21 protein-coding genes are annotated in these 25,158 nt (G+C 72.5%); 15 read left to right on the top strand and 6 right to left on the bottom strand.

Translation table 11 applies throughout. The annotated features are described in order from the left end of the window. Window positions 1-372: 372 nt before the first annotated feature. From WMF26_RS37945 to WMF26_RS37955, 3 genes are read left to right on the top strand one after another with little or no spacing between them, the layout of a single operon-like run. Window positions 373-1,230, top strand: coding sequence for a lysophospholipid acyltransferase family protein (locus WMF26_RS37945; protein WP_437333075.1), 858 nt, complete (start codon window positions 373-375; stop codon window positions 1,228-1,230). Beyond that, window positions 1,227-2,156: an SDR family oxidoreductase gene (locus WMF26_RS37950; protein WP_061627056.1), complete on the top strand. Its 930-nt coding sequence runs from the start codon at window positions 1,227-1,229 to the stop codon at window positions 2,154-2,156. The genes WMF26_RS37945 and WMF26_RS37950 overlap by 4 nt, the downstream gene beginning before the upstream one ends. 47 nt (window positions 2,157-2,203) lie before the next feature. Beyond that, a complete protein-coding gene (locus WMF26_RS37955; protein WP_437996699.1) occupies window positions 2,204-3,769 on the top strand; it encodes a dipeptidyl-peptidase 3 family protein in 1,566 nt (521 codons plus the stop codon). 18 nt (window positions 3,770-3,787) lie between these two features. Here the strand turns inward: WMF26_RS37955 and WMF26_RS37960 are convergent, their stop codons facing one another. Further along, a complete protein-coding gene (locus tag WMF26_RS37960; RefSeq protein WP_437996700.1) occupies window positions 3,788-5,500 on the bottom strand; it encodes a hypothetical protein in 1,713 nt (570 codons plus the stop codon). Beyond that, entirely contained in the window at window positions 5,497-6,702 is a 1,206-nt protein-coding gene (locus tag WMF26_RS37965) for a hypothetical protein (protein ID WP_437996701.1), read from the bottom strand. The genes WMF26_RS37960 and WMF26_RS37965 overlap by 4 nt, the downstream gene beginning before the upstream one ends. Before the next feature lie 223 nt (window positions 6,703-6,925). On the opposite strand from WMF26_RS37965, the gene WMF26_RS37970 reads away from it, so the two are divergent. The 10 genes from WMF26_RS37970 (at window position 6,926) to WMF26_RS38015 (ending at window position 18,360) form a co-directional block, all read left to right on the top strand. After that, window positions 6,926-8,278, top strand: a complete 1,353-nt coding sequence (locus tag WMF26_RS37970; RefSeq protein WP_437996702.1) for a serine/threonine-protein kinase — start codon at window positions 6,926-6,928, stop codon at window positions 8,276-8,278. A gap of 107 nt (window positions 8,279-8,385) precedes the next feature. Continuing rightward, window positions 8,386-9,372 carry an AAA family ATPase gene (locus tag WMF26_RS37975; protein WP_437314708.1) on the top strand — a complete coding sequence of 329 codons (987 nt, stop codon included), beginning with the start codon at window positions 8,386-8,388 and terminating at the stop codon, window positions 9,370-9,372. Beyond that, window positions 9,369-10,277: a DUF58 domain-containing protein gene (locus WMF26_RS37980; RefSeq protein WP_437951003.1), complete on the top strand. Its 909-nt coding sequence runs from the start codon at window positions 9,369-9,371 to the stop codon at window positions 10,275-10,277. The genes WMF26_RS37975 and WMF26_RS37980 overlap by 4 nt, the downstream gene beginning before the upstream one ends. Continuing rightward, entirely contained in the window at window positions 10,274-11,536 is a 1,263-nt protein-coding gene (locus WMF26_RS37985; RefSeq protein ID WP_437996703.1) for a hypothetical protein, read from the top strand. Before WMF26_RS37980 ends, WMF26_RS37985 begins: the two co-directional genes overlap by 4 nt. Next, window positions 11,533-12,678 (top strand): vWA domain-containing protein, encoded by a 1,146-nt coding sequence (locus WMF26_RS37990; RefSeq protein ID WP_020739579.1) that lies wholly within the window; start codon window positions 11,533-11,535, stop codon window positions 12,676-12,678. Before WMF26_RS37985 ends, WMF26_RS37990 begins: the two co-directional genes overlap by 4 nt. Next, on the top strand, window positions 12,675-13,823 hold the full coding sequence (locus WMF26_RS37995; protein WP_437996704.1) for a vWA domain-containing protein: 1,149 nt from the start codon (window positions 12,675-12,677) through the stop codon (window positions 13,821-13,823). The genes WMF26_RS37990 and WMF26_RS37995 overlap by 4 nt, the downstream gene beginning before the upstream one ends. Continuing rightward, entirely contained in the window at window positions 13,810-14,925 is a 1,116-nt protein-coding gene (locus WMF26_RS38000) for a tetratricopeptide repeat protein (RefSeq protein WP_437996705.1), read from the top strand. The genes WMF26_RS37995 and WMF26_RS38000 overlap by 14 nt, the downstream gene beginning before the upstream one ends. Next, on the top strand, window positions 14,922-16,916 hold the full coding sequence (locus tag WMF26_RS38005) for a BatD family protein (RefSeq protein WP_437996706.1): 1,995 nt from the start codon (window positions 14,922-14,924) through the stop codon (window positions 16,914-16,916). Before WMF26_RS38000 ends, WMF26_RS38005 begins: the two co-directional genes overlap by 4 nt. After that, window positions 16,913-17,749: a hypothetical protein gene (locus WMF26_RS38010; RefSeq protein WP_437951012.1), complete on the top strand. Its 837-nt coding sequence runs from the start codon at window positions 16,913-16,915 to the stop codon at window positions 17,747-17,749. Before WMF26_RS38005 ends, WMF26_RS38010 begins: the two co-directional genes overlap by 4 nt. Window positions 17,750-17,826: 77 nt before the next feature. Continuing rightward, the gene (locus WMF26_RS38015; RefSeq protein WP_020739589.1) at window positions 17,827-18,360 is read left to right on the top strand and encodes a hypothetical protein; all 534 of its coding nucleotides are present in this window, start codon (window positions 17,827-17,829) and stop codon (window positions 18,358-18,360) included. 186 nt (window positions 18,361-18,546) lie between these two features. Here WMF26_RS38015 and WMF26_RS38020 read toward each other — a convergent pair whose 3' ends face one another. Further along, window positions 18,547-19,110 (bottom strand): ExbD/TolR family protein, encoded by a 564-nt coding sequence (locus WMF26_RS38020; protein ID WP_061629604.1) that lies wholly within the window; start codon window positions 19,108-19,110, stop codon window positions 18,547-18,549. 573 nt (window positions 19,111-19,683) lie between these two features. On the opposite strand from WMF26_RS38020, the gene WMF26_RS38025 reads away from it, so the two are divergent. Together WMF26_RS38025 and WMF26_RS38030 are read left to right on the top strand one after the other, a co-directional pair. Then, window positions 19,684-19,842 carry a hypothetical protein gene (locus WMF26_RS38025; protein WP_165374388.1) on the top strand — a complete coding sequence of 53 codons (159 nt, stop codon included), beginning with the start codon at window positions 19,684-19,686 and terminating at the stop codon, window positions 19,840-19,842. Next, window positions 19,839-20,696: a helix-turn-helix domain-containing protein gene (locus WMF26_RS38030; RefSeq protein ID WP_437996707.1), complete on the top strand. Its 858-nt coding sequence runs from the start codon at window positions 19,839-19,841 to the stop codon at window positions 20,694-20,696. The genes WMF26_RS38025 and WMF26_RS38030 overlap by 4 nt, the downstream gene beginning before the upstream one ends. A gap of 131 nt (window positions 20,697-20,827) precedes the next feature. Here WMF26_RS38030 and WMF26_RS38035 read toward each other — a convergent pair whose 3' ends face one another. The 3 genes from WMF26_RS38035 to glf form a co-directional block, all read right to left on the bottom strand. Next, entirely contained in the window at window positions 20,828-21,382 is a 555-nt protein-coding gene (locus WMF26_RS38035) for a hypothetical protein (protein ID WP_437996708.1), read from the bottom strand. A gap of 421 nt (window positions 21,383-21,803) precedes the next feature. Beyond that, window positions 21,804-24,038: a family 1 glycosylhydrolase gene (locus WMF26_RS38040; protein WP_437996709.1), complete on the bottom strand. Its 2,235-nt coding sequence runs from the start codon at window positions 24,036-24,038 to the stop codon at window positions 21,804-21,806. Then, a complete protein-coding gene (gene glf / locus WMF26_RS38045; protein WP_437996710.1) occupies window positions 24,035-25,156 on the bottom strand; it encodes a UDP-galactopyranose mutase in 1,122 nt (373 codons plus the stop codon). Before glf ends, WMF26_RS38040 begins: the two co-directional genes overlap by 4 nt. Window positions 25,157-25,158: the final 2 nt, after the last annotated feature.

Here is a 25,158-nt window from a genome sequence, read left to right on the forward strand (position 1 = left end):
ACCCCCCGGGGTTCGCGGCGGCGCCCTCCCGGCGCGGGGGCGGAGGGCGGCCTGCCCGGGAGCTCGGGTGCGCGGCGTCGGCTCGACATGGCCGACCCCATACCGCGGACCGCGCGGCCGCTCAACCGCCGCGCCCCGATCCCGCGGCGAGCGCTCAGAAACGCCGCGGCCACGGCGCCGCCGCGGCGCGTTATGTTTCGAAATGGGATCCTCCACGTGAACGGCGAGCGCTCGGGCGCACAGCGCGTGATCCATGGGCGCCTCGCGCCGGCGCGGCGCAGCCCGGCCGCCTCCTGCGCCGGCCGGCGGAGGTTGTGCTTCCCGCCCGATCGCGCGTACCCTCCGGGCGCCGCAGCCTCCGGAGGGTGCCCCTTGACACTGCTCGTCAGCGACTCGATTGCCCAGCGCGTCCAGCGGCTGGAGATCCCTTTCAACAGCTTCGGGGTCGATCCTTACGGCATCTCCCGGAAGCACCTGGGCCTCTTCTTCTCTCTCCTCGACTTCTTCTATCATCATTATTTCTCGGTGGGCGTGACAGGCATCGAGAACGTCCCCGCGCGCGGGCGCGCGATGCTCGTCGGCAACCACTCGGGCGGCGTCGCCATCGACGGGGCGATGGTGGTCGCGTCGATGTTCTTCGCGATGGATCCGCCGCGGCTGGCCGAGGGGATGGCGGAGAAATTCATCAATCGCCTCCCGTTCACCTCGCTCTGGTCGAGCCGCACAGGGCACTTCACCGGCCTCCCCGAGCACGCGAGCCGCCTGCTCGAGGACGAGCGGCTGCTCATGGTGTTCCCGGAGGGGGCGCGCGGCACCGCCAAGCTCTACAGCGAGCGCAACTCGCTCGTGCACTTCGGGTCGGGCTTCGTCCGGCTCGCGATGAAGACGGGCACGCCCATCATCCCGTTCGGCTTCGTCGGCGGCGGCGAGGCGGTGCCCACCGTCGCCAACTCGTACACGATCGGCCGGCTGTTCGGGGTGCCGTATATCCCGATCACGCCGTACCTCGTGCCGGCCCCGCTGCCGGTCCAGCTGGAGATCACCTATGGCGAGCCGATGACGTTCGCCGGCACCGGCGCGGAGGAAGACGAGGTGATCGCCGGCCACGTGGAGCAGGTGAAGGCGCGGATCGCCGAGCTCATCGAGGCGGGTCGGCGGCGCCGCCGCAGCAAGCTCGCGCTGGATCAGCGCGGCGCCGCGCTGCCCGCGTCGTCGAAGGAGGGCGCATGAGGGTCCTCATCCCTGGAATCACCGGCCAGCTCGGCCGCATGGTCGCGGCGCGCCTCCTCGAGGAGGGGCACGAGGTGATCGGCATCGACCGCCGGCCCTGGCCGGACGCCCCGGCCGGCGTCGAGATGCACAACGTGGATCTGCAGAAGCGCGCCGCCGAGGACGTGTTCCGCAAGAGCCGTCCCCAGGCCGTGATCCACATGGCGACCGTGACGCACCTCGTGGAGCAGACCGAGGAGCGGTATCGGATCAACCTCGGCGGCACGCGCGTCGTCTTCGACAACAGCCGCGCCTGCGGCGTCGAGCACGTGATCTTCGTCGGACGACACACGTATTACGGCGCTGGCCCCGAGTCGCCGCTCTACCACAAGGAAGAGGATCCGCCGATGGCGGTGTCCACCTTTCCCGAGCTCGCCGACCTCGTGGCCGCCGATCTGTACGCCTGCACGGCGCTCTGGCGCGCTCCCGAGCTCTGCACGACCGTGCTCCGCATGTGCTACACGCTCGGCCCGACCGGCCACGGCACGCTGGCGAGCTTCCTCCGCGGGCCCCACGTCCCGTACGTCCTCGGGTTCGACCCGCTGTTCCAGTTCATGCACGAGCAGGACGTCGTGACCGCCATCTGCCTGTCCCTCGAGAAGCGCATCCGCGGCGTCTACAACGTCTCGGGTCCGCAGCCCGTGCCCCTGTCGCTCATCATCCGGGCGGCGGGACGGGTGGCGGTCCCCCTCCCCGAGTTCGTGCTGCGCAACGCGCTCGGCCGCTTCGGCCTGCCGAAGCTCCCGCGCGCGGCGCTGACCCACATCAAGTACCCCGTCGTCGTGGACAGCGCCGCCTTCCGCGCCGCCACCGGGTTCAAGCACGCCGTCGACGAGGCCCAGGCCGTCCGCGAGTACCGCGACGCGCACCCGGTCCCGGCGGGCTGACCCTGAACCGTCCGGAGATCGCCGGAGTTCGCCCCTAGGAGGTCCCGATGTCGTCCGACAAGGTCAAGCAGTTCGCGCCGGCCACGCTCACCGCGGACGTCAGCGCGCTCCCCGAGCCCGAGCGGAGGGCGCTCGACAAGCTCATCGAGGCCTCGCGACGGCTCGATCCCGTGTTCGATCGCCAGGCCTACGCCGGGAACCCCGAGCTCCGCGAGCGGCTCCTCGCGGACGCCACCCCGGAGGGCCGGGACCGGCTCGCCTATTTCGACATCATGCGGGGCCCGTGGGACCGGCAGGATCACCACCGCCCCTTCGCCATCGACAGGCCTCGTCCGCCCGGCGCCGGCTTCTACCCGGAAGATCTCTCGGCCGACGAGCTCCGCGCGTGGATCGACCGGCACCCGGGCGACAAGGAGGCCTTCGAGGGCCTGTTCACGCTCATCCGCCGCGATCAGGGCGGGCTCGTCGCGGTGCCGTACAGCCAGGCCTACGCGGCGTGGCTCGGCCCCGCCGGCGCGCTCCTCGAGGAGGCCGCGACGCTCACGGCGAACGAGAGCCTGCGCAGGTTCCTGAGATCCCGGGCCGCGGCGTTCCGGTCGGACGACTACTACGCCTCCGACAAGGACTGGATGGACCTCGACAGCCCGGTCGAGGTGACCATCGGCCCCTACGAGACCTACGAGGACGAGCTCCTCGGCCTCAAGGCCTCGTTCGAGGCGTTCGTCACGGTGAGCGACCCGGAGGCCTCCCGGAGGCTCTCCAAGTACAAGGAGCTCCTCCCGGAGATGGAGCGCAACCTGCCCATCCCCGACGAGGTGAAGACCCAGCGCGGCGGAGAGAGCCCCATCCAGGTGGTGGACCTGGTCTTCAGCGCCGGCGACGCCCGCAAATCGGTCCAGACGATCGCGTTCAACCTGCCGAACGACGAGCGCGTCCGCGCCGAGAAGGGCGCCAAGAAGGTCCTGCTCCGCAACGTCATCGAGACGAAGTTCGAGCTGATCATGCGGCCCATCGCCGAGCGCATCCTCGACCCGGCGCAGCTCGCGCACCTGTCCGCCGACGCGTTCTTCAACGAGACGCTCTTCCACGAGCTCTCGCACAGCCTGGGCCCGGCGTTCACGCGGGCCTCCGGAGAGCGGGTCGAGGTGCGGCTCGCGCTCGGCGCGGCCTACTCGGCCATCGAGGAGGCCAAGGCCGACGTGATGGGCGCCTACAACGTCCTCTTCATGATCCAGCGAGGCCACTTCGCCGGAGACTTCCGGGAGAAGCTCCTCGTCTCCTACTTCGCGGGGCTCTTCCGGAGCACCCGCTTCGGCGTGGCCGAGGCGCACGGCAAGGGCGCCGCGCTCCAGATCAACCGCTTCCTCGAGGAGGGCGCCGCCCGCTTCGACCCGGCGACCCGGCGCTTCACCGTCGACGCCGCGGAGCTCGAGGCCGCCATCGCCCGCCTCGTCCGCGATCTCTGCCTCGTGCAGCACCGCGGCGACAAGCAGGCCGCCGGCGAGCTCCTCGCGCGGTACGGCGAGGTCTCGGAGCCGATGCGGCAGGCGCTCGGCGGCCTCGAGGGGATCCCGATCGACATCCGGCCGATCTACCCGCTCGCCGGCGAGTGAGCCGCCGGCGCGCGGCGCTCACGGCCCGAGCTGGACGAGGAACGCGTCGGCGGCGCCGCCGCTCGCGATCGCGCCGATCCCGAGATCGAGGACGCCGTCGAAGCGCCCGGTCACCCAGCTGTGGCCGAGGCGATCGACGGCGACGGAGGCGCCCTGCTGCTCGCTCGAGTCGCCGAACGAGCGCAGCCACATCGGGTCGCTGGCCGGGGCGAGCTTCATCACGAACGCGTCGGAGGCGCCCGTGGCCGAGCGCACCCTGTCGCCGAGCTCGATGGTCCCCCTGAACCAGCCGGTCACGACGATGTTGCCGGCCAGATCGGTCGCGACCGAGGCGCCCTCCTGGTCGGCGTCGTCGCCGAAGTCCTCGCACCACTGGAGGACGCCGTTCTCGTCGAGCCGGATGACGAGGATGTCCTTGTCGCCCGCGCTCGTGCGCACCGACTCGCCGACGGTGACCGACGAGCGGAACGAGCCGGTCACGACGACGTTGCCCGCGCCGTCGACCGCGACGCCGAGCGCCTCGGCGTCGTTGGTCGCGTTGGCCGACTTGCTCCAGACGTGGTCGCCCGACGGGTCGAGCTTCGCGATGAACAGGTCGTTCTTGGCGTCGGTGGAGAGCCCGTTCCCGTAGCCCCCGAAGTCGACGCTCCCGGCAAAGCGGCCGACGAGGACGATGTCGCCATGGCCGTCGACGGCGACGCCGGTGCCGGCCTGATCCGCGGCGTCGCCGAACTGCCTGGCCCAGCAGACGTTGCCGGCGGCGTCGAGCTTGGCGAGGAACACGTCGCTCTTGCCCTGGCTCTTCAGGAGGAAGCGCTCGCCGTGGCTGTTCTCGCCGAAGTCGAGCGTGCTCCGGAACTCGCCGGTGACGTACGCGTTCCCCGCCGCGTCCACGGCGACGGCCGTGGCGCGCTGGGTGTCGTTGTCGCCGAAGCGCCGGCTGAACTGGTGCGCCCCGGAGGCGTCGAACCGCGCCACGACGACGTCGGGGCGGCGGCCGTGGCCCTCGCGCAGGCCGCCGCCGAAATTGACGTCGCCCGACGCGCTGCCCGCGAGCACCACGTCGCCGCCCGGGGCGAGCGCGACCCCTTGCGCGACGGTGTCCGCGAAGCGGCGGCCGAACCGGAAGCGCCCTTCGCGCGTGGAGACGTCGCGGGAGAACGTGACGAGGAAGGCGTCCGGCTCGGCGAGCGAGCCGAGCTCGTCCGACGGGCCCGCGCCGAGATCGGTGCTGCCGGAGGCCGACCCGACCACCACGACGGCGTCCTCGCCGACGGCGACGCCGAGGCCTTGCTGCGCGCCGGTGCCGCCCAGCGCGACGCTCTGCACGGGATCGCCGGTGCACGCCCGCCCGTCGCAGTTCTCGTCCGCGCCCGTGCAGCTCTCGAACGCGGGCAGCACCTGGCCGACGCAGGCGCCGACGTCCGTCCCGTCGTCGTTGCACGTGGCGACGCCGGCCGCGCAGGGGCCGACGCCCTCGGTGCCCCGCGGCCCCGCGTAGCAGGCCGTCGCGACGCCGGGGGTGCAGACCTCCGCGCTCGAGCCGCCCCCGCCGGCCCCGCCGGGGCCGGACCCGCCGACGCCGAACCCGCCGGCGCCGCCTCCCCCCTCGCTGACCGGGTCCACCGCGACTTCGGGGAACGGCGCGATGAAGGCGCACGCGCCCACCCCGGTGCAGGCCAGGGCGAGCGCCGCGACGGCGCCCCTTCCGAGGCGGCGCGCGCGGCTCACAGCGCTCCCTGCACGGCGACGCCGGCGCCGTCCGCGCCGACCCACGGCGAGAGGGCCGTCAGGCCGGGGGCGCGCGGCGCGGGCGAAGGCCGCGGACCTGCGGCGCGCTCGGGCGCCGCGCGCGGCGACGGGGAGGGCCAGAAGAGGTACGCGGCGAAGCCGCCCGCGACGAGGGCCGCCCCGGTGAGCGCCGTGCTCGTGACGGCGAGCGCCTGCCCGCGGTCGCGCAGCGCCTGCCGCTCGGCCATCGAGCCCGGGGCGGGGTTCGCGTTCTTCTTCAGGAAGGTGTGCCGCACGTCGTAGGCCATCACGCCCGTGACCACGGCGGCGGCGCCGAGCGCGGCCGCCGCCCCCAGGACGGCCACCGCCGGGACGCCCGCGTCCGGCGCGGGCGCGCGGAGCGGCGCAGGGCGAGCCGGCGCGATCGGCCGCAAGGCCGCGAGCGCTCGCTTGCGGCCGAGCTCGGCCTGCAGCTCGACGACGGCGCCCGTCTCGGCCTGCACCGTGGCCTCGAAGCGCGCTGCGTAATTTTCGGCGCTCACCGCGATCCGCCGCGCCCCGGGGCTCACGAGGATGGCCGCGCCGACGAGCGCCGGATGGATCGGCTCGCCGTCGATCTCGACGCGCACGCCGGTCGCGTCCTCGGGCAGCCGGAGGACGATCTGCGACGTCTTCGCGCGGAGCTTCTCGATGCGTGACCGCGACTCCCTGGCGAGCGCGAGCTCCTTCCGCGCGGTCGCGCCGGACGTGGCGAGCTCAAACGCGTTGAGCGCCTCGACGACGTGGCCGAGGGCCTCGTGACAGACGCCGAGGTGGTACCAGAGCGGCGGTGACACGACGATCTTGCTGATGCGCTCGTAGATCTCGAGCGCTTCCGCCCATCGTCCCTGGTCCTCCGCGGCGAGGCCGAGCGAGAAGAGGTGCCGCGCGGACGCGAGCTCCGCGGCGCTCGGCTGCCGCGGCGCGGCGGAAGCCGAGGTGTCGCCCGCGACCGCGCCCGGCTGCCGCGGCGCGGCGGAAGCCGCCGTGTCGACCGCGACCGCGCCCGGCTGCCGCGGCGCGGCGGAAGCCGCCGTGTCGACCGCGACCGCGCCGGGCGCAACGCGCTCGGCCCCCTCGGGGGAAGGATCGGCGAACGCAGCCGGACCGACGCCGACCACGGCGAAGAATACCACTCCGCCGATGGTGATCCGATGCTCCACCCACGCCTCCTTCCTCAACGAAGCGATAGAGGCAATCTAACCGTACTCATGCTGGCCGATTCTCGACAACTGGAAAATTGTTTGAGATTGGTTCCCGATCCTGGAACGCTCTGCATCGCCCGGAGGCATCGCCCGAGGCATCGCCCGTGAGAGCTTCAGCGTGGTCGGATTCACGACGACACAGGAGTCGCAGGTACGAGCTGTGATAGCGCCCGTCGATCTTGTGCCAGGCCAACTCCTCGGCCGCTATGAGCTGCTGATCGCCATCGCGCAGGGCGGAATGGGCACGGTGTGGGCGGCCCGGGAGCGCGACGGGGCGGCGGGCGACAAGATCGTGGCAGTCAAGACGATGCTGCCGGCGCTCTCCAGCGATCCGCGCTGCAAGCGCATGTTCCTCACGGAATCGCGCATCGCGGCCCGGATCAAGCACCCGAATGTGTGCGCGATCCTGGATCAAGGTGAGCAGAGCGGGGTGCTCTACTTCGTGATGGAGTGGATCGACGGCGACGCCCTCGTGGCGCTGCAGGGCGGCAGCACCCGCAAGCAGGGCCGGCCGCTCCCCCTGCCCGTCGCGGTGCGGATCGCGATCGAGGCGGCGCGCGGACTGCACGCGGCCCACGAGCTCCGGGACGAGGACGGCGCGCTGGTCGGGCTCGTGCACCGGGACGTCTCTCCGCACAACATCCTGATCACGCGGGACGGCTCGGTCAAAATCGCCGATTTCGGCGTGGCCAAGGCCGTGGCGCAGGCGGACAACCCGACGACCAACACCGGGCACATGAAGGGCAAGATCCTCTTCATGGCCCCCGAGCAGGTCTACAGCGAGCAGCTGGACCGGCGGTCCGACATCTTCGCGCTCGGGATCGTGCTCTATCAGCTGACGACGGGCACGCACCCCTTCGCCGCGAGCCACGACCTCGCGACGATGGCGCGCATCGCGCGGCCCGAGCCGGTCGATCCGCCGAGCTCGCTCGACCCCGGCTACCCGCCCGCGCTCGAGGCCGCGGTGATGCGCGCGCTCGCCAAGGATCCCGCCGAGCGGTTCGCCACGATGGCCGAGCTCGCGGACGCGCTGGAGGCGGTGAACGCGACGCTCGGCGGCCGCCCCGAGGAGGTGACGGGGTACATCCGCGACGCGCTCGCCGCGCGCACGTCCCGGCGCGCGGCGGTGATCAAGGACGCGCTGCGCGCCGCGGACGGCAGGTCGCGGGGGCGGCCGTCCTCCCGGCTCGATCCGCGCCGCCGCGCCCGCACGATCGCCACCGCGGCGGCGCTCGTCGCGTCGGGCGCGCTGCTCGGGGCGGCGACGCTCCTGTGGATCGGCCTCGGGGAGGGCCCCGCCGCGCAGCAGATCGTGGAGGTGCCCGCGGCGCCGCCCCTCGCGGAGGAGCCGGGCCCGCGGGCCGCGACCGCCGAGCCGCGCGCGCCGGAGCCGCCGCCCGCGCCGGCGCCCTCGACCGCGCCCGCGACGCCGCCGTCCTCCGCCCCCGCGGCGACCGCGAGCCCGGGCCCTCCGCGCCTGCCGCGCGCGCCCGCCGAGACCGGGCGCGCCAGGTTCCGCGAGCCCGGCTTCTAGCGCCGCGCGCCGCGCGCCGCGCCGCGATGCCCGGCGCCCGCCGAGGAATATTCGGGCGGCGCCGGTTGTCCTCGGGCGGCCGGGCTTGCTATGAGCTCCCACCCGTTATGCACGACGTACGCGCCCTGAACGAGCTGGTCGCCAAAGAGAGCGCCTTCATCGACACCCTGCTGAGCGAGGTTGGCAAGGTCATCGTCGGCCAGACGTACATGATCGAGCGCATCCTCATCGGGCTGCTCACCGGAGGGCACGTGCTCCTCGAGGGCGTCCCGGGCCTCGCCAAGACGCTCACCGTGCGGACGCTCTGCGACGCGATCGACGCGAAGTTCTCCCGGATCCAGTTCACGCCGGATCTCCTGCCCGCCGACCTCATCGGCACCGTCATCTACAACCACCAGAAGGGCGACTTCACCTCGAAGCTCGGCCCGATCTTCGCGAACCTCGTGCTCGCCGACGAGATCAACCGCGCCCCGGCCAAGGTGCAGAGCGCGCTGCTCGAGGCGATGCAGGAGCGGCAGGTCACCATCGGGGACACGACCTACCCGCTGCCGAGCCCGTTCGTGGTCATGGCGACGCAGAACCCGATCGAGCAGGAGGGGACCTACCGGCTCCCGGAGGCGCAGGTCGACCGGTTCATGCTCATGGTCAAGGTCGGGTACCCCGCGCGCGCCGAGGAGCGGCAGATCATCGACCGCACGACCGCGGTGATCGAGGGCAAGGCCGCGAAGGTGACGACGCCCGACGAGCTGGTCTCCGCGCGCAAGGTGGTGCGCGACGTGTACATGGACGATCGCGTGAAGGACTACATCGTCGACGTGGTCTTCGCGACCCGCGAGCCCGGGCAGAAGGGGATGCGGGAGCTGAGCAGCCTCATCGAGTACGGGGCGAGCCCGCGCGCCTCGATCGCGCTGGCGCTCGCGGCGCGCGCGCACGCGTTCCTGCGCCACCGCGGCTACGTGACGCCGGAGGACGTGAAGGCGATCGGCCCGGACGTGCTCCGGCACCGGGTCGTCCTGACCTACGAGGCGGAGGCCGAGGAGGTGACGTCCGAGCAGATCGTCCGGCGCGTGTTCGAGGTGGTCGAGGTGCCGTGATCAAGGCCTCCGGCTCGAAGAACCCGCTGCCGCCGGAGCTCCTCAAGCAGCTCCGGCGCATCGAGATCCGGACGCAACGGCTCGCCAACGAGCAGCTCTCCGGCACGTACTCGTCCGTCTTCAAGGGGCAGGGCCTCTCGTTCCGCGAGGTCCGCGCCTACATGCCCGGCGACGACGTGCGCTGGATCGACTGGAACGTCTCGGCCCGCATGAGCGAGCCGTTCGTGAAGGTGTTCGTCGAGGAGCGCGAGATGACCGTCATGCTGGTCGTCGACGCCTCGCAGAGCGAGCAGTTCGGCACGCGGCGCGCGTCGAAGGCGCGCGTCGCCGCCGAGATCGCGGCGCTCTGCTCGTTCAGCGCCATCAAGAACAACGATCGCGTGGGCCTCGTGCTCGCGACCGAGGCCGTCGAGAAGCTCGTGCCGCCCAAGAAGGGGGACAAGCACGTGATGCGCGTCATCCGGGAGATCCTCGGGCACGAGCCGAAGTACACGGGCACGAACCTGAAGCTCGCGCTCGAGACGCTGGTGAAGGTGGCGAAGCGGCGGAGCGTCGCCTTCGTGATCAGCGATTTCTTCGCCACCGGCTTCGAGCGCTCGCTCTCGCTCGCGAGCGCGAAGCACGACGTGATCCCGGTGATGCTGGTCGATCCGCGCGACGAGGAGCTGCCCGACGTGGGGCTGGCGACGTTCGAGGACCTGGAGACCGGCGAGGAGGTCGTGGTGGACACCGGCGACCGGGCGGTGCGCGACCACTACCGCACCGCCATGCGCAAGCTCCGGAGCGACCGGGACAAGCTCTTCAAGAAGCTCGCGCTCGACGCCGTGGTCGTGAAGACGGGGGAGAGCTTCGTGACGCCGCTGCGCGACCTGTTCGCCAAGCGGGCGCGGAGGATCAGGCGATGAGGCCGCGGCCCCCCTCGGCCCTCGGCGCGGGCGCCGCCCGCCTGCCCGCGTGGTCCGCGCTGGCGGCGGCCCTCGCGTGCGCGGCGCCGGCGCTCGCGCAGCCGGACGCGGGCGCCGCCGGCGGGCCCGCCGCGCGGGACGACGACGCGCCGCCCGCGCCGCCGCCGCTGCCAGCGCCGGCGCCCGCGGCGACGGAGCGCGGCGGGAGCGTGTGGGCCTCGTGCGCGGAGCACGTGCCGCCCGGCGCGACGCGGCCGACGCTCCAGGAGACGTTCCCCAGGAACGGGTTCAGCGGGTACGCGGCGCACCTCGAGATCACGATCGCGCACGGCAAGGGCGAGACGGTGCTGCCGGAGGGCTTCAAGGTCCAGGGCGACAGCGACGCCGCGCGCGCGCTGGAGAAGGCGGGGTTCATCCTGCCCGAGGCCGACGCGGGGGCGGGGCCGACCAGCGAGACCACGGCGACCGAGGCCGGCGCGACGACCAAGCTGGTCATCCCGTTCGTCCCGCTGCCCAAGGAGCCCGGGAGGAGCGCGCTGCAGCTGCCGCCGGTGCCGATCGCCGTGTCCCGCGCGAGCGGCGAGCTCGTCACCGTCTGCACCCGGCCGCACGAGATCGTGGTCGAGGACCCGATCGCCAACGAGCGGGATCCCAAGGTCAAGCCGAACCCGCCGCCGCGGCCGCAGCGGGAGGAGTGGGTGCTCGCGAAGCAGCTCGCGGCGGGCATCCTCATCGGCGCGGCGCTCGGGCTCATCGTGGCCTGGCTGGTCCGGCGCTGGATGCGCCGGCCCCGCGTGGTGGCCGCCCCGCCGCCCAAGCTGCCGTGGGTCGCCGCGCTCGAGGAGCTCGAGGCGCTCCGGCGCTCGAGCCTGCTCAGCGAGGGCCGGACCGACGAGTACTTCGACCGCGTGAGCGACTGCGTGCGCAAGTACCTCGGCGCGCGCTACGGCTTCGACGGCCTCGAGACGACCAGCGACGAGATGCGCGCGCTGCTCGCGCGGGTGCGCCCGCCGGTGCCGGTGCTGCCGCAGATCGCGCGCTTCCTCGCCGACTGCGACCTCGTGAAGTTCGCGCGCCTCCAGCCGAGCGAGGCCGACTGCCTCGAGGCGATCGAGCGCGGCGAGGTCATCGTGCACCGCACGACCCCGCCGGCGGTGCGGCCCGAAGGGGGCGCCGGGGCCGCCGGGGCCGGAGGATCGCCCGCCGGCAAGCAGCCGCCGCCCGCTCGCCCGCCCGGGGTGGAAGGGGAGGCGCCGTGAGCCGCGCGAAGCGCGCCGCGCTCGCGATCGGGGCGACGCTGGTCGTCGCCGCGCTCGCCTGCGTCTATCCCTACCTCGCCCGCCGCGACGCGTGGGCGGGCGCGAGCTGGCAGGCGCCGTGGTTCTTGCTCGCGCTCCTCGCGGTGCCGGTCGTCTGGTACTGGGGCATCTTCGCGGAGGACGCGCGCAGGCCCCGGCTCCGGCTCGGCACGGTCGCGCCGCTCGCGCGCGGGCCGCGCGGCCTGCGCAGCCACCTGCGCGACCTGCCGGGCGTGCTCCGCGCCGTGGCGCTCGCGCTGCTCGTCCTGTCGATGGGTCGGCCGGTCAGCGTGCTCCGCGAGCAGCGCACGGACGACAAGGGCATCGACATCGTCGTCGCGCTCGACCTGTCGGGCTCGATGCGCGCGATCCTCGACGCGCGGGCGAGCGATCTGCCCGGCCAGCCGAGGCTGCCGCGCGGCAAGCGGCTGACCCGGCTCGACACGGCCAAGCTCGTCCTCCAGGACTTCATCGGCCGCAGGAAGACCGATCGCCTCGGCGTCGTCGTCTTCGGCAAGGCCGCGTACGTGCTGTCGCCGCCGACGCTCGACTACCACCTGCTCACGCAGATGGTGTCGCAGATGACGCTCAACGTGATCGACGGCAGCGCGACGGCGATCGGCGACGCGCTGGGCACCGCGGTCGCCCGCCTGCGCCGGAGCGACGCGCAGTCGAAGGTCGTCATCCTCCTGACCGACGGCGACTCGAACGCCGGGGCGATCGCGCCCGAGTACGCGACCCACCTCGCGACGTCGCTCGGCGTGAAGGTCTACACGATCCAGATCGGCACCGACGACGAGGTCGAGGTCGAGGACGGCGTCGATCTCTTCGGGCAGCCGCGCTACGTGCGCCACCGCTTCCCGGTGAACCCCGCGCTGCTCCAGGAGATCGCGCAGAAGACCGGCGGCGAGTCGTACGTGGCGACCGACGCGAAGGCGCTGGCGGACAGCATGCACGACGTGCTCGACCGGCTGGAGAAGACCCGCTTCGAGGCGTCGAGCGCCGCGTACGAGGATCTCTTCCCGTTCCTGCTCCTGCCCGGCGTGTTCCTGATCGGGCTCGACGCGCTCCTGCGCGCCTGGCTGCTCCGGAGGTTCCCGTGAACTTTGCGGCCCCGTGGTTCCTGCTCGGGACGGCGTTCGCCGCGCTGATCGGCCTCCTGCTCATCCTCGGCGGCTTCGGCGTGGCGCGCGCGATCAAGCGCTTCGGCGACGAGGATCGCGTGAAGGCGCTCACCACCGCCGACCCGTCGAAGCGCCGCGCGTGGAAGGGCGTCCTCCTCGTGCTCGCGACGGCGCTCGCGTTCGTGGCCGCGGCGCGGCCTCAGTACGGCAAGGGCACGCGGCTCGTGCCGGCGACGAACGTCGACGTGGTGGTCGTGCTCGACTACTCGAAGAGCATGTACGCGCGCGACGTCGAGCCCTCGCGCATCTTCCGGGCGAAGGTCGAGGTCGCCCGCCTCATCAAGGATCTCGAGGGCGCGCGCTTCGGCGCGGTGGCGTTCGCCGGCGAGCCGATGGGCTTCCCGCTCACGGCCGACGGCGCCGCGATCGCCCAGTTTTTCCGCCAGCTCGACCCGAACGACATGCCGATCGGCGGCACCGCGATCGCGCGCGCGCTCGACCAGGCGAACGACCTCCTGAAGCGGGATCCGAAATCCGCCGAGCACAAGCGGATCATCCTGCTCGTCACCGACGGCGAGGACCTCGAGGGCTACCCGCTGAGCGTCGCCCAGGCGATCGGCGCCCAGGGCACGACGATCCACGTCGTGCAGATCGGCGGGCGCACGCCGGAGCCGATCCCGGAGATCGGCCCGGACGGCCGCATCGTCGGGTGGCGGACCGATCGCCAGGGCAAGCCGCTCACGACCGAGCTGTCGCTGTCGGGCGAGCAGCAGCTCGCGTCGATCGCGCAGGCGACGCCGGGCGGGCAGATCATCCGCGCGGAGAAGGGGACCACGGGCATCGAGACGATCGCCGCGGAGCTCAGGCGGCAGATGAAGAGCGAGTTCTCGGAGCGGGTCGAGACGGTCTATGCGGACGTCTACTTCTACCCCCTCGGCCTCGCGATCTTGCTCCTCATCGCCGAGGTGTTCCTCAAGGACGCTCCGCGCCGGCGCTTCGTCGCGACGCGGCCCGAGGTCGCGCCGAAGCGCGCCGCGCTGCTGAAGGCGCGCCCGGGCGGCGCGGACCTCGCGGCGGGGGCGGCGGCGGAGGGCAGCGCGGGAGGGCAGCATGCCGCGTCGTGATCGCAAGCGGGCCGACGCGCCGCGCCGGGATCGCCGGCGGGCGGAGCTCTCCGGGTTCTTCGCGCGCCACGGGCGCGCCATCGCGATCGGGCTCGCCGCCGCGTGCGTCACCGGCGCCGCGTTCTCGGCGGCGACGGGCTGCAGCGGGTGGGATCCGACGTCCCCGTTCGAGCGGAACGCGCCCGCGGTCGATCAGGCGATCCGCGATCTCGACGCGGGCAACTTCGAGTCCGCCGAGCAGGCGCTCGCGAGCTACCTGGGGACGGGCCCGTGCACCGACGCCGGCATCGGGCTGCCCGACGCCGTCCGCCAGAAGCCGAACGGCTCGTTCGATCTCGGGCTGACGCTGTTCCACCTTGCCGAGCGCTTCGGCCACCGGTTCGGCGACGAGGAGCTCGCGGACGGCGGGCCGGAGCAGGAGCAGAACGACGCGCTGCGCGGGATCGAGATCGACTGCGCGCTGATCCTGGTGAAGGCGATCGGCGCCGACCCGAGCGTGCCGGCCGACCTGCGGGCGCGCGCCCGCTACCTCGCGGGCAACCTCGAGTTCTTGCGGCGCAAGTACGAGGACGCCGTGACGTATTACGACCAGGCGCTGGCCATCATCCCCGGCATCTTCGAGGAGGCGGGGGGCGACGGCATCGGCCGGGACGCGGCCTGGAACCGGGCCATCGCCCTGCGGCGGATCCAGGAGCAGCAGGACGCCGCGCCGCCGGACGCCGAGCCCGACGCGCCGCCGGACGCCGAGCCCGACGCGGGCGACGACGGCGGCGACCAGGATGCAGGCGACGACGGCGGCGGCGAGGACGCGGGCGACGACGGCGGCGACCAGGACGCAGGCGACGACGGCGGCGGCGAGGACGCGGGCGACGACGGCGGCGACCAGGACCAGAGCCCGGACGCCGGCCCGCAGGATCAGCCGCCCGACGCGGGCCCGCAGGATCAGCCCGAGCCGCCGCGCGAGCAGCCCCAGGAGCAGCCGCCCACCGGGCGGCAGGACGATCGCATCCTCGACCAGCTCGAGGAGGCGCCGACGTACCAGGAGCAGGAAGCGAAGAGCAAGGCCGGGATGCGGCGCGGCCGCGCGATGGAGGACAAGTGACGCGCCCGCCGCGCTCCCCTGCCCCGCTCGCGCTCGCCGCGCGCTTCCCCGCCCCGCTCGCGCTCGCCGCCCCGCGCCTCGCGCCGCTCGCGACGGCGCTGCTCTTCGCGCTGCTCGCGCTGCTCGCCCCGCTGCGCGCGCGCGCCCAGCAGCCCGAGCTCTCGTCGCGCGCGAGCTCCACCGAGGTCGAGGTCGGCGAGCCGTTCACGGTCGAGGTGAAGGCGCTCGTGGAGCGCGGCGGCGGCATGCCGTCCGATCCGGAGCTGCGCGTCCCGCCCGACCTCTCCATCGTCTCCGGCCCGAGCATCGGGACGCAGATGAAGACGCAGCTCAGCGGCGGCGTCATGACCACGCAGCTCGGGATCAGCGCGACGTGGCAGATCGTCGCGGACAAGCCCGGCCGCTACACGATCCCGGGGCCGACGATCGGCTGGAACGGCAAGCGGCTGACGGCGGCGCCGATCCTGATCAAGGTCGTGCCCGCGAGCGGGCGGCCGCGCCGGCCGAACAACCCGTTCCTGTTGCCCGGCGGCCCGATGCAGGGCTTTCCCTGGCCGTTCGGCGGTCCGGGGAGCCTCCTGGACGACGACGAGGTCGAGGACGAGCCCGAGGACCAGGCGCCGGAGCTCGCGATGCCGAGCGAGCCCGACCCGATCGTGTTCCTCCGCGCCATCCCCGACAAGACGACCGCCGTGGTCGGCGAGCAGGTCACCGTCTCGTTCTACCTCTACTTCCGCGAGAACGCGGAGATGAGCGAGCCCCGCGCCGCGCCCGCCGCGGACTTCCTCCGCCACCCGCTCCTCGAGGACCCGCGCCACGAGCGGCCCGTGTACACGCGGGTCGGCGGGCACCGCTACGCGGCCCGCCTCATCGACAAGCTCGCGCTGTTCCCGCTGAAGGCGGGCGAGCTGCACACCGGCAGCATGCAGGCGCGCATCACGGGGCGGCGGATCGGCGCGCGCGTGCTGCGCGAGTCGAACGACGTGGTCGTCCGCGTCACGGAGCCGCCGCTCGCCGGCCGCCCGTCCGGCTACGTCCTCGGCGACGTCGGCCAGTTCACGCTCAAGGCGACGGTGCAGCCGCGCCAGATCGAGCAGGGCGGCTCGGTGGCCGTCACCGTGCAGGTCGCGGGCACCGGCAACTTCCCGCAGTCGCTCCGGGTGCCGGAGCGGACCGGCCTCGAGTGGCTCGATCCGGAGAAGCGCGAGTCGCTCGAGCCGCGCGGCGGCGCGATCGGCGGCTCCCGGTCGTTCGGCTACGTCGTCCGCATCCAGGAGAGCGGCGCGGTGGATCTCGGGAAGATCGAGCTCCCCTACTGGGATCCGGCGCAGAAGCGCTACGTGGTCGAGGGCGCCGAGCTCGGCGTCGTCCAGGTGACCCCGGTCGCGCCGCCGGCGGCGTCCGCGCCGTCGTCCGGGGCGCCCGGCGCCGCGGACGGCGCCGCAGGCCGCGCCGAGCCGTTCGCCGGGATGCCCGGGCTCCGCACGTCGCTCGGCCCGTACGCCCCGCCCGCGACGCTGCCCCTCGACGGAGCGCCGTTCTGGCTGCTCCTCGCCGCGCCGCCGCTCGCCGTCACGCTGTTCGGCGCGGGATCTCGCCTCGCGCGCCGGGCGCGCGAGCGCCGCGCGGCCGGCGCCACCTCGCCCGCCCGGCTCGCGGCGGTCGCGCTGGGCGAGGCGGAGGAGGCCGCCACGCAGGGCGACCTCGGGGCGACGGCCGCGGCGATCGAGCGCGCCGTGCACCGCGCGATCGAGTCCGCGACGGGCCTCCGCTCCCGCGGCGTCCTGCTCGCCGCGCTGCCGGACGAGCTCGGCCAGCGCGGCGTCCCCGACGCGCTCTCGGCGCGCGCCTGCGAGACGCTGGCCGCGTGCGAGGCGGTCCGGTTCGAGCCGGCGGCGCGCGGCGGCAGCGCCGGCGCGGCGGCCGCCGCGGCGCTCGTCGAGCAGGGCCGCGCCGTCTTCACCGAGCTCGCCCGATGGAAGCCGACGTGAACCTCCGGAAGAGGCGCCCCCTCGCGGCCGCGCTCGTCCTCGCCGCGTGCCTCGCGCCGGCGCTGCCGCTGCGCGCGGCGCGCGCGCAGCCGGCGGAGCCGCCCGAGGCGCTGTTCCAGCAGGGCACGGCGGCGCTCGGCCGCGGGGAGTACGGCGCGGCGATCGACACGTTCGAGCTGCTCGCCGACCGCGGCTTCGTGCACCCGGACGCGAGCTACAACCGCGGCCTCGCGTACGTCACCCGCGTGCGCGAGGGCGCCGACCGCCCCGGCGATCTGGGCCGGGCGGCGGCCGCCTTCGAGGAGGCGCTGCGGCTCCGCCCGGGCGACGCGGACGCGGATCGCGCGCTCGACCTGGTGCGCGCCGAGATCACGCGCCGGCGCTCGCGCCGCGCCGCGGACGCGGTCGACGCGCGCCCCACCCTCGACCGGGTCGTCGTCGGCCTCGCCTCGGAGCGCACCTGGGCGGCGGCGGCGCTCCTCGCGTCGCTCTTGCTGTCGCTGGGCGTGGTCCTGCGGCGCCGCCCGGCCGGCCCCGCGCACGTCGCGGGCAGCGTCCTCGCGCCGACCGCGCTCGTCGCGCTGCTCGCGCTGGTGCCGCTCACCTATGCGGCGCGGCACCTCCGCCTCACGACCCGGGCGGGCGTCGTGGTCGCGCCCGAGGTGCGGCTCCTCGACGAGGGCGGGCGCGCGCTGGCCGCCGCGGCGCAGAGCCCGATCCCGGAGGGCGCGTCGGTCGAGGTCGGCAGGAGATCGGGCGGGCTGGCGGAGGTCCGCTGGGGCGCGGCGGAGGGGTGGGTTCCTGCGTCGAGCATCCGGCTCCTCGCTCCATGAGCCGCGCCATCGTGTGCTAGGTTGTCCGCGTGTGGGTACGCCGCGCAGCCATTCGCCCCGTCCCCTCGTACGCTCAGGTGCCTGCGCGCGTCCTGTCCGAGATCGAGGATCAGCTCGCCGAGGATGACGACGACTCGCGCAAGCAGCTCGACGACGCGTTCACGCGCTTCGAGCAGACGCAGCCCGCGCTGGCCGACCGGATCTCCTCGGTGCTCTCCGGCCCGCTCGACGAGACGGCGCTCGCCCTCGGCTACTTCCTGACGCTGGCGATCTGGCTGGCCTTCGACGAGCTGTTCGGGCAGGACCTCGAGGAGGTCACCGAGACGGCGCTCACCGGCGTCGAGGAGTCGCTGAACCTGGACGAGCAGATCCGCCTCCACGACCCCGCGGAGGCGGTCGACTCGGACGACGTGATCGCGATGGAGCAGCCGGACGTCCTCGCGTTCGTGCAGGAGCACCTCGACGCGGCCCTCGAGGCGAACGCGCACGAGGTCGACGTCGACGACGTCCACGCGATCTACCGGGTGGTGCTGATCGAGGTGCTGGCGCTGAGCTACGCGGTGCGGCCGCCCTCGAACTGGGTGGCGCTCACGACGGAGTTCACGGCGTAACATCCCAGGGGCCCGGCCCCCGGCGAGGGTATCCTCGGCGCGGGGCGGGGTGGGGGCCCCGCCGAACTCGCCTGAGCGTTGAGCCATCCGGCAAGCCGGATGGCTCAACGCTCAGGCTCAGACATCGGCCCATCCCCCACCCCGCCCCGCGCCGAGGACACCCTCGCCGGGGGCCTACGGTGGGGGTTAGCGCGCGGAGAAGGTGGCGAGGAACGCGGGCATCTCGATGCTGCGGCCATCGTCGAGGAGGACCGTGCGGCGCGGGGCGTTGATGGCGTCGAGCACGGCGACGAGCTCGCGGAACGGCGTCTTGTCGTCGCTGTGGAGCACGGCCTGATCGGCGCGGCGGTCGCTCGGGGCGCGGTGCTCGCCGCTCCGCTCCCACTCGCGCTGGATGGCGTCGCTCAGCTCTCGATAACGGATCGCGCTGGCCCCCGCCGCGCCGATCTCGACAGCGTGCTTGGGGACGCTCACCTCGCTCAGGACGGTCGCGCCCTGCTTCCACACGAGGTTGAACCTGTCCTCGCCGACGTGGACGTGCATCGTCTTGAGAGGCTCCTTCTGACACTCCTCACCGCACCCTGCGGCGGCCGGGGCCTCTGCGCTGGTCTTGAGGCGCGAGCTCGAGACCCACACCGCGGTGATCAGGAGAAAGGCGATGGTCACCATCAGGAGATCGATGAACGGAATCATGTTGATATCGCTGTTCCGCGCCCGCCTCTCGCCACCACCCACGTCGACGCCCGCCATGGCTGCCTCCTTGTGTGTTCGTGCTGTCGCGATGTGCGCTCGTGAGCCGCGAAGCGCCCCGGCTCCACAACCGCGCCGCGACGTGGTGAACAGAGGACGGCGCGCCCCGAATGTTCCTGGAACGCACCGGGCCGAGCGGCGCACCCGCGCGGGGACGGCAACGGACAAACGCGGAGAGGCACAGACACGCCAGGCCACCCCGCATCGCCCGCGACAGGTGTCCGTGGAGGGACGGACGACTCCGGGCGCGCGCGCGCCCGGCGCCGTCCACTATTTCGGAGGCGCATCATTTTGATGTCGCTGCAAGAATAGCGCGTCGCGTCAAGCGTGGACAGCCGAGCGAGGTGGCGCCTCGGAAGATTTTACAGCAACAACGCAACGAATTGCTGAATTCAAGGCATTTTCGCCGAAACGACCGGCTACGGATGAGATTGGCCGATGGCGTCATCGCGATAACGCACTGTGCCGTCACCGATGCGTCATGACCGAGCTGTCCCTTGACAGACAATCCGTTATAACGGATGATAGGTCTACGGGTTGGAGGTAAGTCGGATGCGCCCCCAGAGTGCTCAAGTGATCGACTTGGAAGAGTACCGGCAGCAGCGGCGGGTCGCTCGGAGCGAACGCGCGCTCGAGAACGACACGATGGCGTCGGGTAGCTCGTTGACCATGCCGGTCGCCCTCTGGTGGTTCCCCGTGTGGACGTGGATGCCGGTCTGGCAGCTGCGATGAAATCGGTCCGCCAGAACACGCCGCGCGCCCCCCTCGGGCTGATCGCCGGCGAGCGGTTCGAAGCCTCGTCGTCCGGGGCGGGCTTCAAGAACGGGGTGGGAGCGCCCGCCGAGCTCGCGGAGAGCTCCTCACCGCTCGCCGGGGCGCTCTCGCATCGCGGGCCGGAAGGCGCCGCCGACCTCGCGAGCCGCGCGAGGGGGAACGGGGCGCACAAGGAGCCGCCGCGGCGGGACGTGGACGAGACGTCCGATGAGGCCTGGGGCTACGAGATGGCCCCGCAGGACTCGTCCTCGGCGCTCACCGGCATCGTCGGCGCCAACCTGCGCCGCCTCCGGACCAAGCGCGGGCTCTCCCTCGAGCGGCTGGCGAAGGCGTCGAGCGTGAGCCGGGCGATGCTCAGCCAGATCGAGCTCGGCCAGAGCACGCCGACGATCAACGTGCTCTGGAAGATCGCCCGGGCGCTGGGCGTGCCGTTCTCGGCGCTGATCAGCGACCAGTCGATCGGCGGCACGGCGCTCATCCCGGCCGCGCGCGCCAAGGTGCTCACGTCACACGACGGCTCGTTCACCTCGCGCGCGCTGTTCCCGTTCGACGTGCCGAGGACCGTCGAGTTCTACGAGCTCAAGCTCGCTCCCCTCGCCACCGAGCAGGCGGATCCACACCCGCCGGGTACGCTCGAGAACCTCGTGGTGACGACGGGAACGCTGGAAATGATCGTCGGCGCCGAGCGCCACCTGCTCGCGACGGGCGACGCGATCCTGTTCGAGGCCGACGTGCCCCACCAGTACAGGAACCCCACCAAGCAGGAAGTCATCATGTACCTGGTGATGACGTACGTCGAAAAGACCGGCTGACCAGAGCGCGCCGCCAGGGTGCCTGGAGCGCCGGGAGAAGAAGGATCTCCTGGCGCTCCAGGCGCCCTGTCCATCGGCGCGTGCTTTCCCGGCGCCGGCGAGCCGTCAGGCGCTGCGCCAGGGGCGCGCGATCATCGGTTCATGCTGGCGACGTTCGAGCCGCCCATGTTGCTCGTGCCGCTCGCGCCAGAGCCCATGCCCATGCCGGTGCCCATGCACATCATCATCGGCATGCTGCCGCACATCAGCATCATCGGCATGCCCATGCCCATCATCTTCATCATGGCATCACAGCGCTGGCGCAGCATGTCCATGTTCATGCCCTCCATGGGCATCATCTTGCAGACCATCCCCTCCTTATCCATCTCACAGGTCATCCGCGCCATCATCGGCATCTGACCCATCATCTGGGGCATCATCCCCATCATCTGGGGCATCTGACCCATCATCTGAGGCATCATCCCCATCATCTGAGGCATCATCCCCATCATCTGAGGCATCATCCCCATCATCTGAGGCATCATCATCTGAGGCATCATCCCCATCATCTGAGGCATCATCCCCATCATCTGAGGCATCATCCCCATCATCTGGGGCATCATCCCCATCATCTGGGGCATCATCCCCATCATCTGGGGCATCATCCCCATCGAGCCCGTCATCGGCATGCTCATCATCGGCATCATGGCGTTTCCTCCGCAATTTCGTGGTTACGTCTGCGTTCTAGGCTAAGCGCCCGCGAAGGTGGGAGCAAGCAACGCCACCGGGCCGCTCCACTTTTCCTCCGGTGGAGCAGACGTGTCGACGCCCTCGACAGACGCCGCGCCAATGAAGCAGAGAGTCGTCTGTCATCACGAGACGCCCGGCACACGAGCGCCACCGAGAGCTGAAGGCGATCGTGGCGGCAGAGCAAGCTCATCCGTGACGCCGCGCACCGATCGATGGCTGTCGAGCGCTGGACACGCGCTCACCGCACGGGAGGACGCGGAAAGCCCATTACCAGCTTCTCACGATCCGACCCAGGGTGGTCGTGGACACGATTCCGAATTCTCCCGACGACCGACGGCGCCTGTCACCGACCGCGGGATCCCGATCTTTCGTCCCGGCTCAAGCGGCCTGGCGGCCGAGCTGGGCTTCGGCCACGGTCGACAGGTATCGCGCGAGCGCGTCGTCGAGCGCAGGGAGCAGGAGCCCCCGCTGGCTGCCCAGGGCGCTGTACCGCGGGCGCGGCGCGACGAAGCCGAGCGCGCTGCCCGGGCAGCGGACGAGGAGCGCCGCGGTAAGGCGCGCCAGCGCGGCGCTCCGAGCGGCGAGCTCAGCCCAGGTCACCGCGTCGCGGTTCGCCAGATGCCAGAGGCCGCCCTCGCCGTCGATCAGGAGATCCAGGGTCGCGTCGACGAGGTCGGGTGTGTAGGTCGGCGTCACGATCAGGTCCTCGGCCGCGCTGAACGGGCGGCCGTCGCGGAACGCGCGCAGGGCGGCGGCGACGAAATGAGCCTCGTCCCACGGGTCGATGAAGGCCGCCGTGCGCACCACCAGCGCCGTCGGAAGGATAGAGAGCACCTGTCGCTCGGCAGCGGCCTTGCTCCGCCCGTACGCGCTCAGCGGCCGCGCCGCGTCGGTCTCCACATAGGGTGTCGTGCCCGTGCCGTCGAAGACCTGATCGGAGGAGAACGTGACGAGCCGGACGCCGCGCTCGCGGCACACCGCCGCGAGCACCGCGGGCCCGGAGGCGTTCTCGCGCGCGCAGCGGTGAGGCTCGAGCTCGGCGTCGTCCACGCGCGCATAGCCCGCGGTGTTGACGACCGCCCACGGCGCGTAGCGCTCGAGGGCGCGCTCGACCGAGGCGGGATCGGCGATGTCCATCTCGGCGCGGCTCAGCATGCGGTGCGGCAGCCCGCGGCGGGCGCACAGGCGCGCAAACGCCCTGCCGAGCATGCCCGCGGCGCCGGCGATCACGATCGGCGGCCCCTCGGGCTGCGCCGCGGGGCCGCCGGTCGGCTCGACGCGCCCCGCGACGTCGCGCCCCTCCACGCCGACCGCCGGATAGAGCAGCCGCTCCGGGCGGCCCCACCACCCGGGCGTCGAGAGCACCGGGTGGAAGAAGGGCTCCCCGCGCGCGAGCGCCCGGACGAGCCCGGCGAGCGCGGTCGGACGCGGCGCCTCGCCGCGGACGTCGAAGACGCCCGGCTCGTAGCGCCCGCGCGCGCTCACCACGAGGCTGTCCCAGTCGAACGAGCCGAGCAGCGCCCACGCGGTCACCGCCCGCACGTCCGCGCCCGCCCCGCGCGCGGCCACGGCCGCGCGGTACGCCTCGGCCAGCCAGCGGAGCTGCTCCTCGCGCGAGCCGCCCAGGTGCGCCTCCGTGATCGCGACGGGCCGGCGGTAACGCTCCCAAACCTCCAGGAGTCTCGGGAGATGCCCGCCCACGCCTCTGGCGAGCACGCGGACGGCCTCGACGTCGGCGTACGCGTGCCGGCCGTTGCCGCCGTGCGCCCACGGCGGATAGCGGTCGAGGCGCTCGTCGATGAACCGCTCGCTCGTGATGTAGTAATTGACGCCGAGGATGTCCGGCGGACACGGCGACGCGACGAGCGCCTCGAGCTCGCCTTCGGGCACGCCCCACTCGAGGAGCTGGGGATAGAACGGGTGATCCCGGTCCACCCGCCCCATGAGCAAATCGAAGCTCAACCACCTGCGGTGATTCTCGTGCTGCGCCTGGTACGCGAGCAGCGGCGTGCTGAACGTCCGCCCGAGATCCTCGGTCTGCACGAGGCGCGCGCGCGGGTTGACCTCGCGGACGGCGCGCATGGCCGCGGCGACCGCGCGGCACTGCGTGAGGAGCGCGCGGATGAAGGCGCGGCCGTCCTGCCCGTGCGGGTACCAGTGGCCATAGAGGCCGGAGAAGCGCGCCGTGGTGAGCGGCTCGTTCACCGGCGTGTAGTCCTCGACCCACGGGTAGCGCTCGGCCACCGCGCGCGCGAAGCGCGCGAGCCCCTCGACGAAGCTCGGGTCGAGGAGGCTCGTCCGGGGAGGCCCGCTGCCGTGGTGGACGAGCCCCACGATCGGACGCACGCCGAGGTCGCGCAGCCTCCCGAGGCGCGCGTCGGCCCACGCGAAGCGCGCGAGGCCGTCCGGCGCCGTGCGCTCCCACAGCACGGGATACCGCAGCGCCCGGATCCCGAGCTCGGCGAAGCGGTCGAGGTCGTCGAGCCGGTGCGCGTGGCCGTTCCGATCGAGCTGATCGTGGTACGCGTCGCGGACACGGTTCACCGTGCACTCGACGCCGCCCCAGACCTCGATCGCCGGCTCGCCGCACTCGTTGGCGCCCGGCCCGATCACGCCGCCTCCGCGAGGGGCCGAGTGCCAGGCGCGCCCGTCAGCTTCGCGTAGAGGGTGAGGGCCTGGGCGACGACCTGATCCATGTTGTAGTAGCGGTACGTGCCGAGCCGACCGGCGAAGTGGACGCCGCACGTCGACCGGGCGAGCTCCTCGTACTTCCGGTAGAGCGCCGCGTTCTCCGGCCGCGGCACGGGGTAGTACGGGTCGCCGTCGCCCTTCGGGAACTCGTAGACGATCGTGGTCCTCGGGTGCGATTGGCCGGTGAGGTACTTGAACTCGGTGACCCGGGTGTAGCTGTACTCGTTCGGGTAGTTGATGACCGGCGCCGCCTGGTACACCTCCTGATCCTTGGTCTCGAACTTGAATTCGAGCGAGCGGTAGGGCAGCTTCCCGAAGCGGTAGTCGAAATAGGCGTCGACCGGGCCTGTATAGATGACCTCGCGGTGCGGGACGACAGCGCAGATCTCGCGGTAATCCGTGTTGAGCAGGATCTTGATACCCGGGTGGTCGACCATCCGCTCGAACATCCGCGTGAACCCGTGGAGCGGCATCGCCTGGTAGGTGTCGGCGAAGTAGCGGTCGTCCCGGTTCGTTCGCACGGGGACGCGCGCCGTCACCGAGGCGTCGAGCTCCGACGGGTCGAGCCCCCATTGCTTGCGCGTGTAGCTGCGGAAGAATTTCTCGTAGAGCTCGCGCCCCACCTTGCTGACGATCACGTCCTCCGAGGTGCGGATGCGCTCGCGCCGCTCGGCCCTCGAGGCGAGGAAGCCCTCGACCTCCAGCGCGTTGAGGCTCAGGCCGTAGAGGCCGTTGATCGTGTCGAGGTTGATCGGGATGGGCAGGAGCTGCCCGTCGACCCAGGCGCGCACGCGGTGCTGGTAAGGGCGCCACTCGGTGAACCGCGACAGGTAATCGAAGACCTCCCGCGAGTTCGTGTGGAAGATGTGCGGTCCGTACCTGTGCACGAGGACGCCGGCGGCGTCGTAATGGTCATACGCATTCCCGCCGATATGCATGCGCACGTCGCAGAGCAGCACCTTCTTGCCCGCGCCGCGGGCGAGCCGCTCGGCGAGGACGCACCCGGCGAAGCCCGCGCCGACGATGAGGTAATCGAACATGG

The sequence above is a fragment of the Sorangium sp. So ce185 genome (genome assembly GCF_051526825.1).
GTDB lineage: Bacteria > Myxococcota_A > Polyangia > Polyangiales > Polyangiaceae > Sorangium > Sorangium cellulosum_D.

Excerpts from the sequence above, each read along its gene's own strand:
- WMF26_RS38030 (WP_437996707.1), top strand. The coding sequence starts at position 19,839 with ATGAAATCGGTCCGCCAGAACACGCCGCGCGCCCCCCTCGGGCTGATC.
- WMF26_RS37955 (WP_437996699.1), top strand. The coding sequence starts at position 2,204 with ATGTCGTCCGACAAGGTCAAGCAGTTCGCGCCGGCCACGCTCACCGCG.
- WMF26_RS37950 (WP_061627056.1), top strand. The coding sequence starts at position 1,227 with ATGAGGGTCCTCATCCCTGGAATCACCGGCCAGCTCGGCCGCATGGTC.
- WMF26_RS38020 (WP_061629604.1), bottom strand. The coding sequence starts at position 19,110 with ATGGCGGGCGTCGACGTGGGTGGTGGCGAGAGGCGGGCGCGGAACAGC.
- glf (WP_437996710.1), bottom strand. The coding sequence starts at position 25,156 with ATGTTCGATTACCTCATCGTCGGCGCGGGCTTCGCCGGGTGCGTCCTC.
- WMF26_RS38000 (WP_437996705.1), top strand. The coding sequence starts at position 13,810 with ATGCCGCGTCGTGATCGCAAGCGGGCCGACGCGCCGCGCCGGGATCGC.
- WMF26_RS38035 (WP_437996708.1), bottom strand. The coding sequence starts at position 21,382 with ATGATGCCGATGATGAGCATGCCGATGACGGGCTCGATGGGGATGATG.
- WMF26_RS37975 (WP_437314708.1), top strand. The coding sequence starts at position 8,386 with ATGCACGACGTACGCGCCCTGAACGAGCTGGTCGCCAAAGAGAGCGCC.
- WMF26_RS37985 (WP_437996703.1), top strand. The coding sequence starts at position 10,274 with ATGAGGCCGCGGCCCCCCTCGGCCCTCGGCGCGGGCGCCGCCCGCCTG.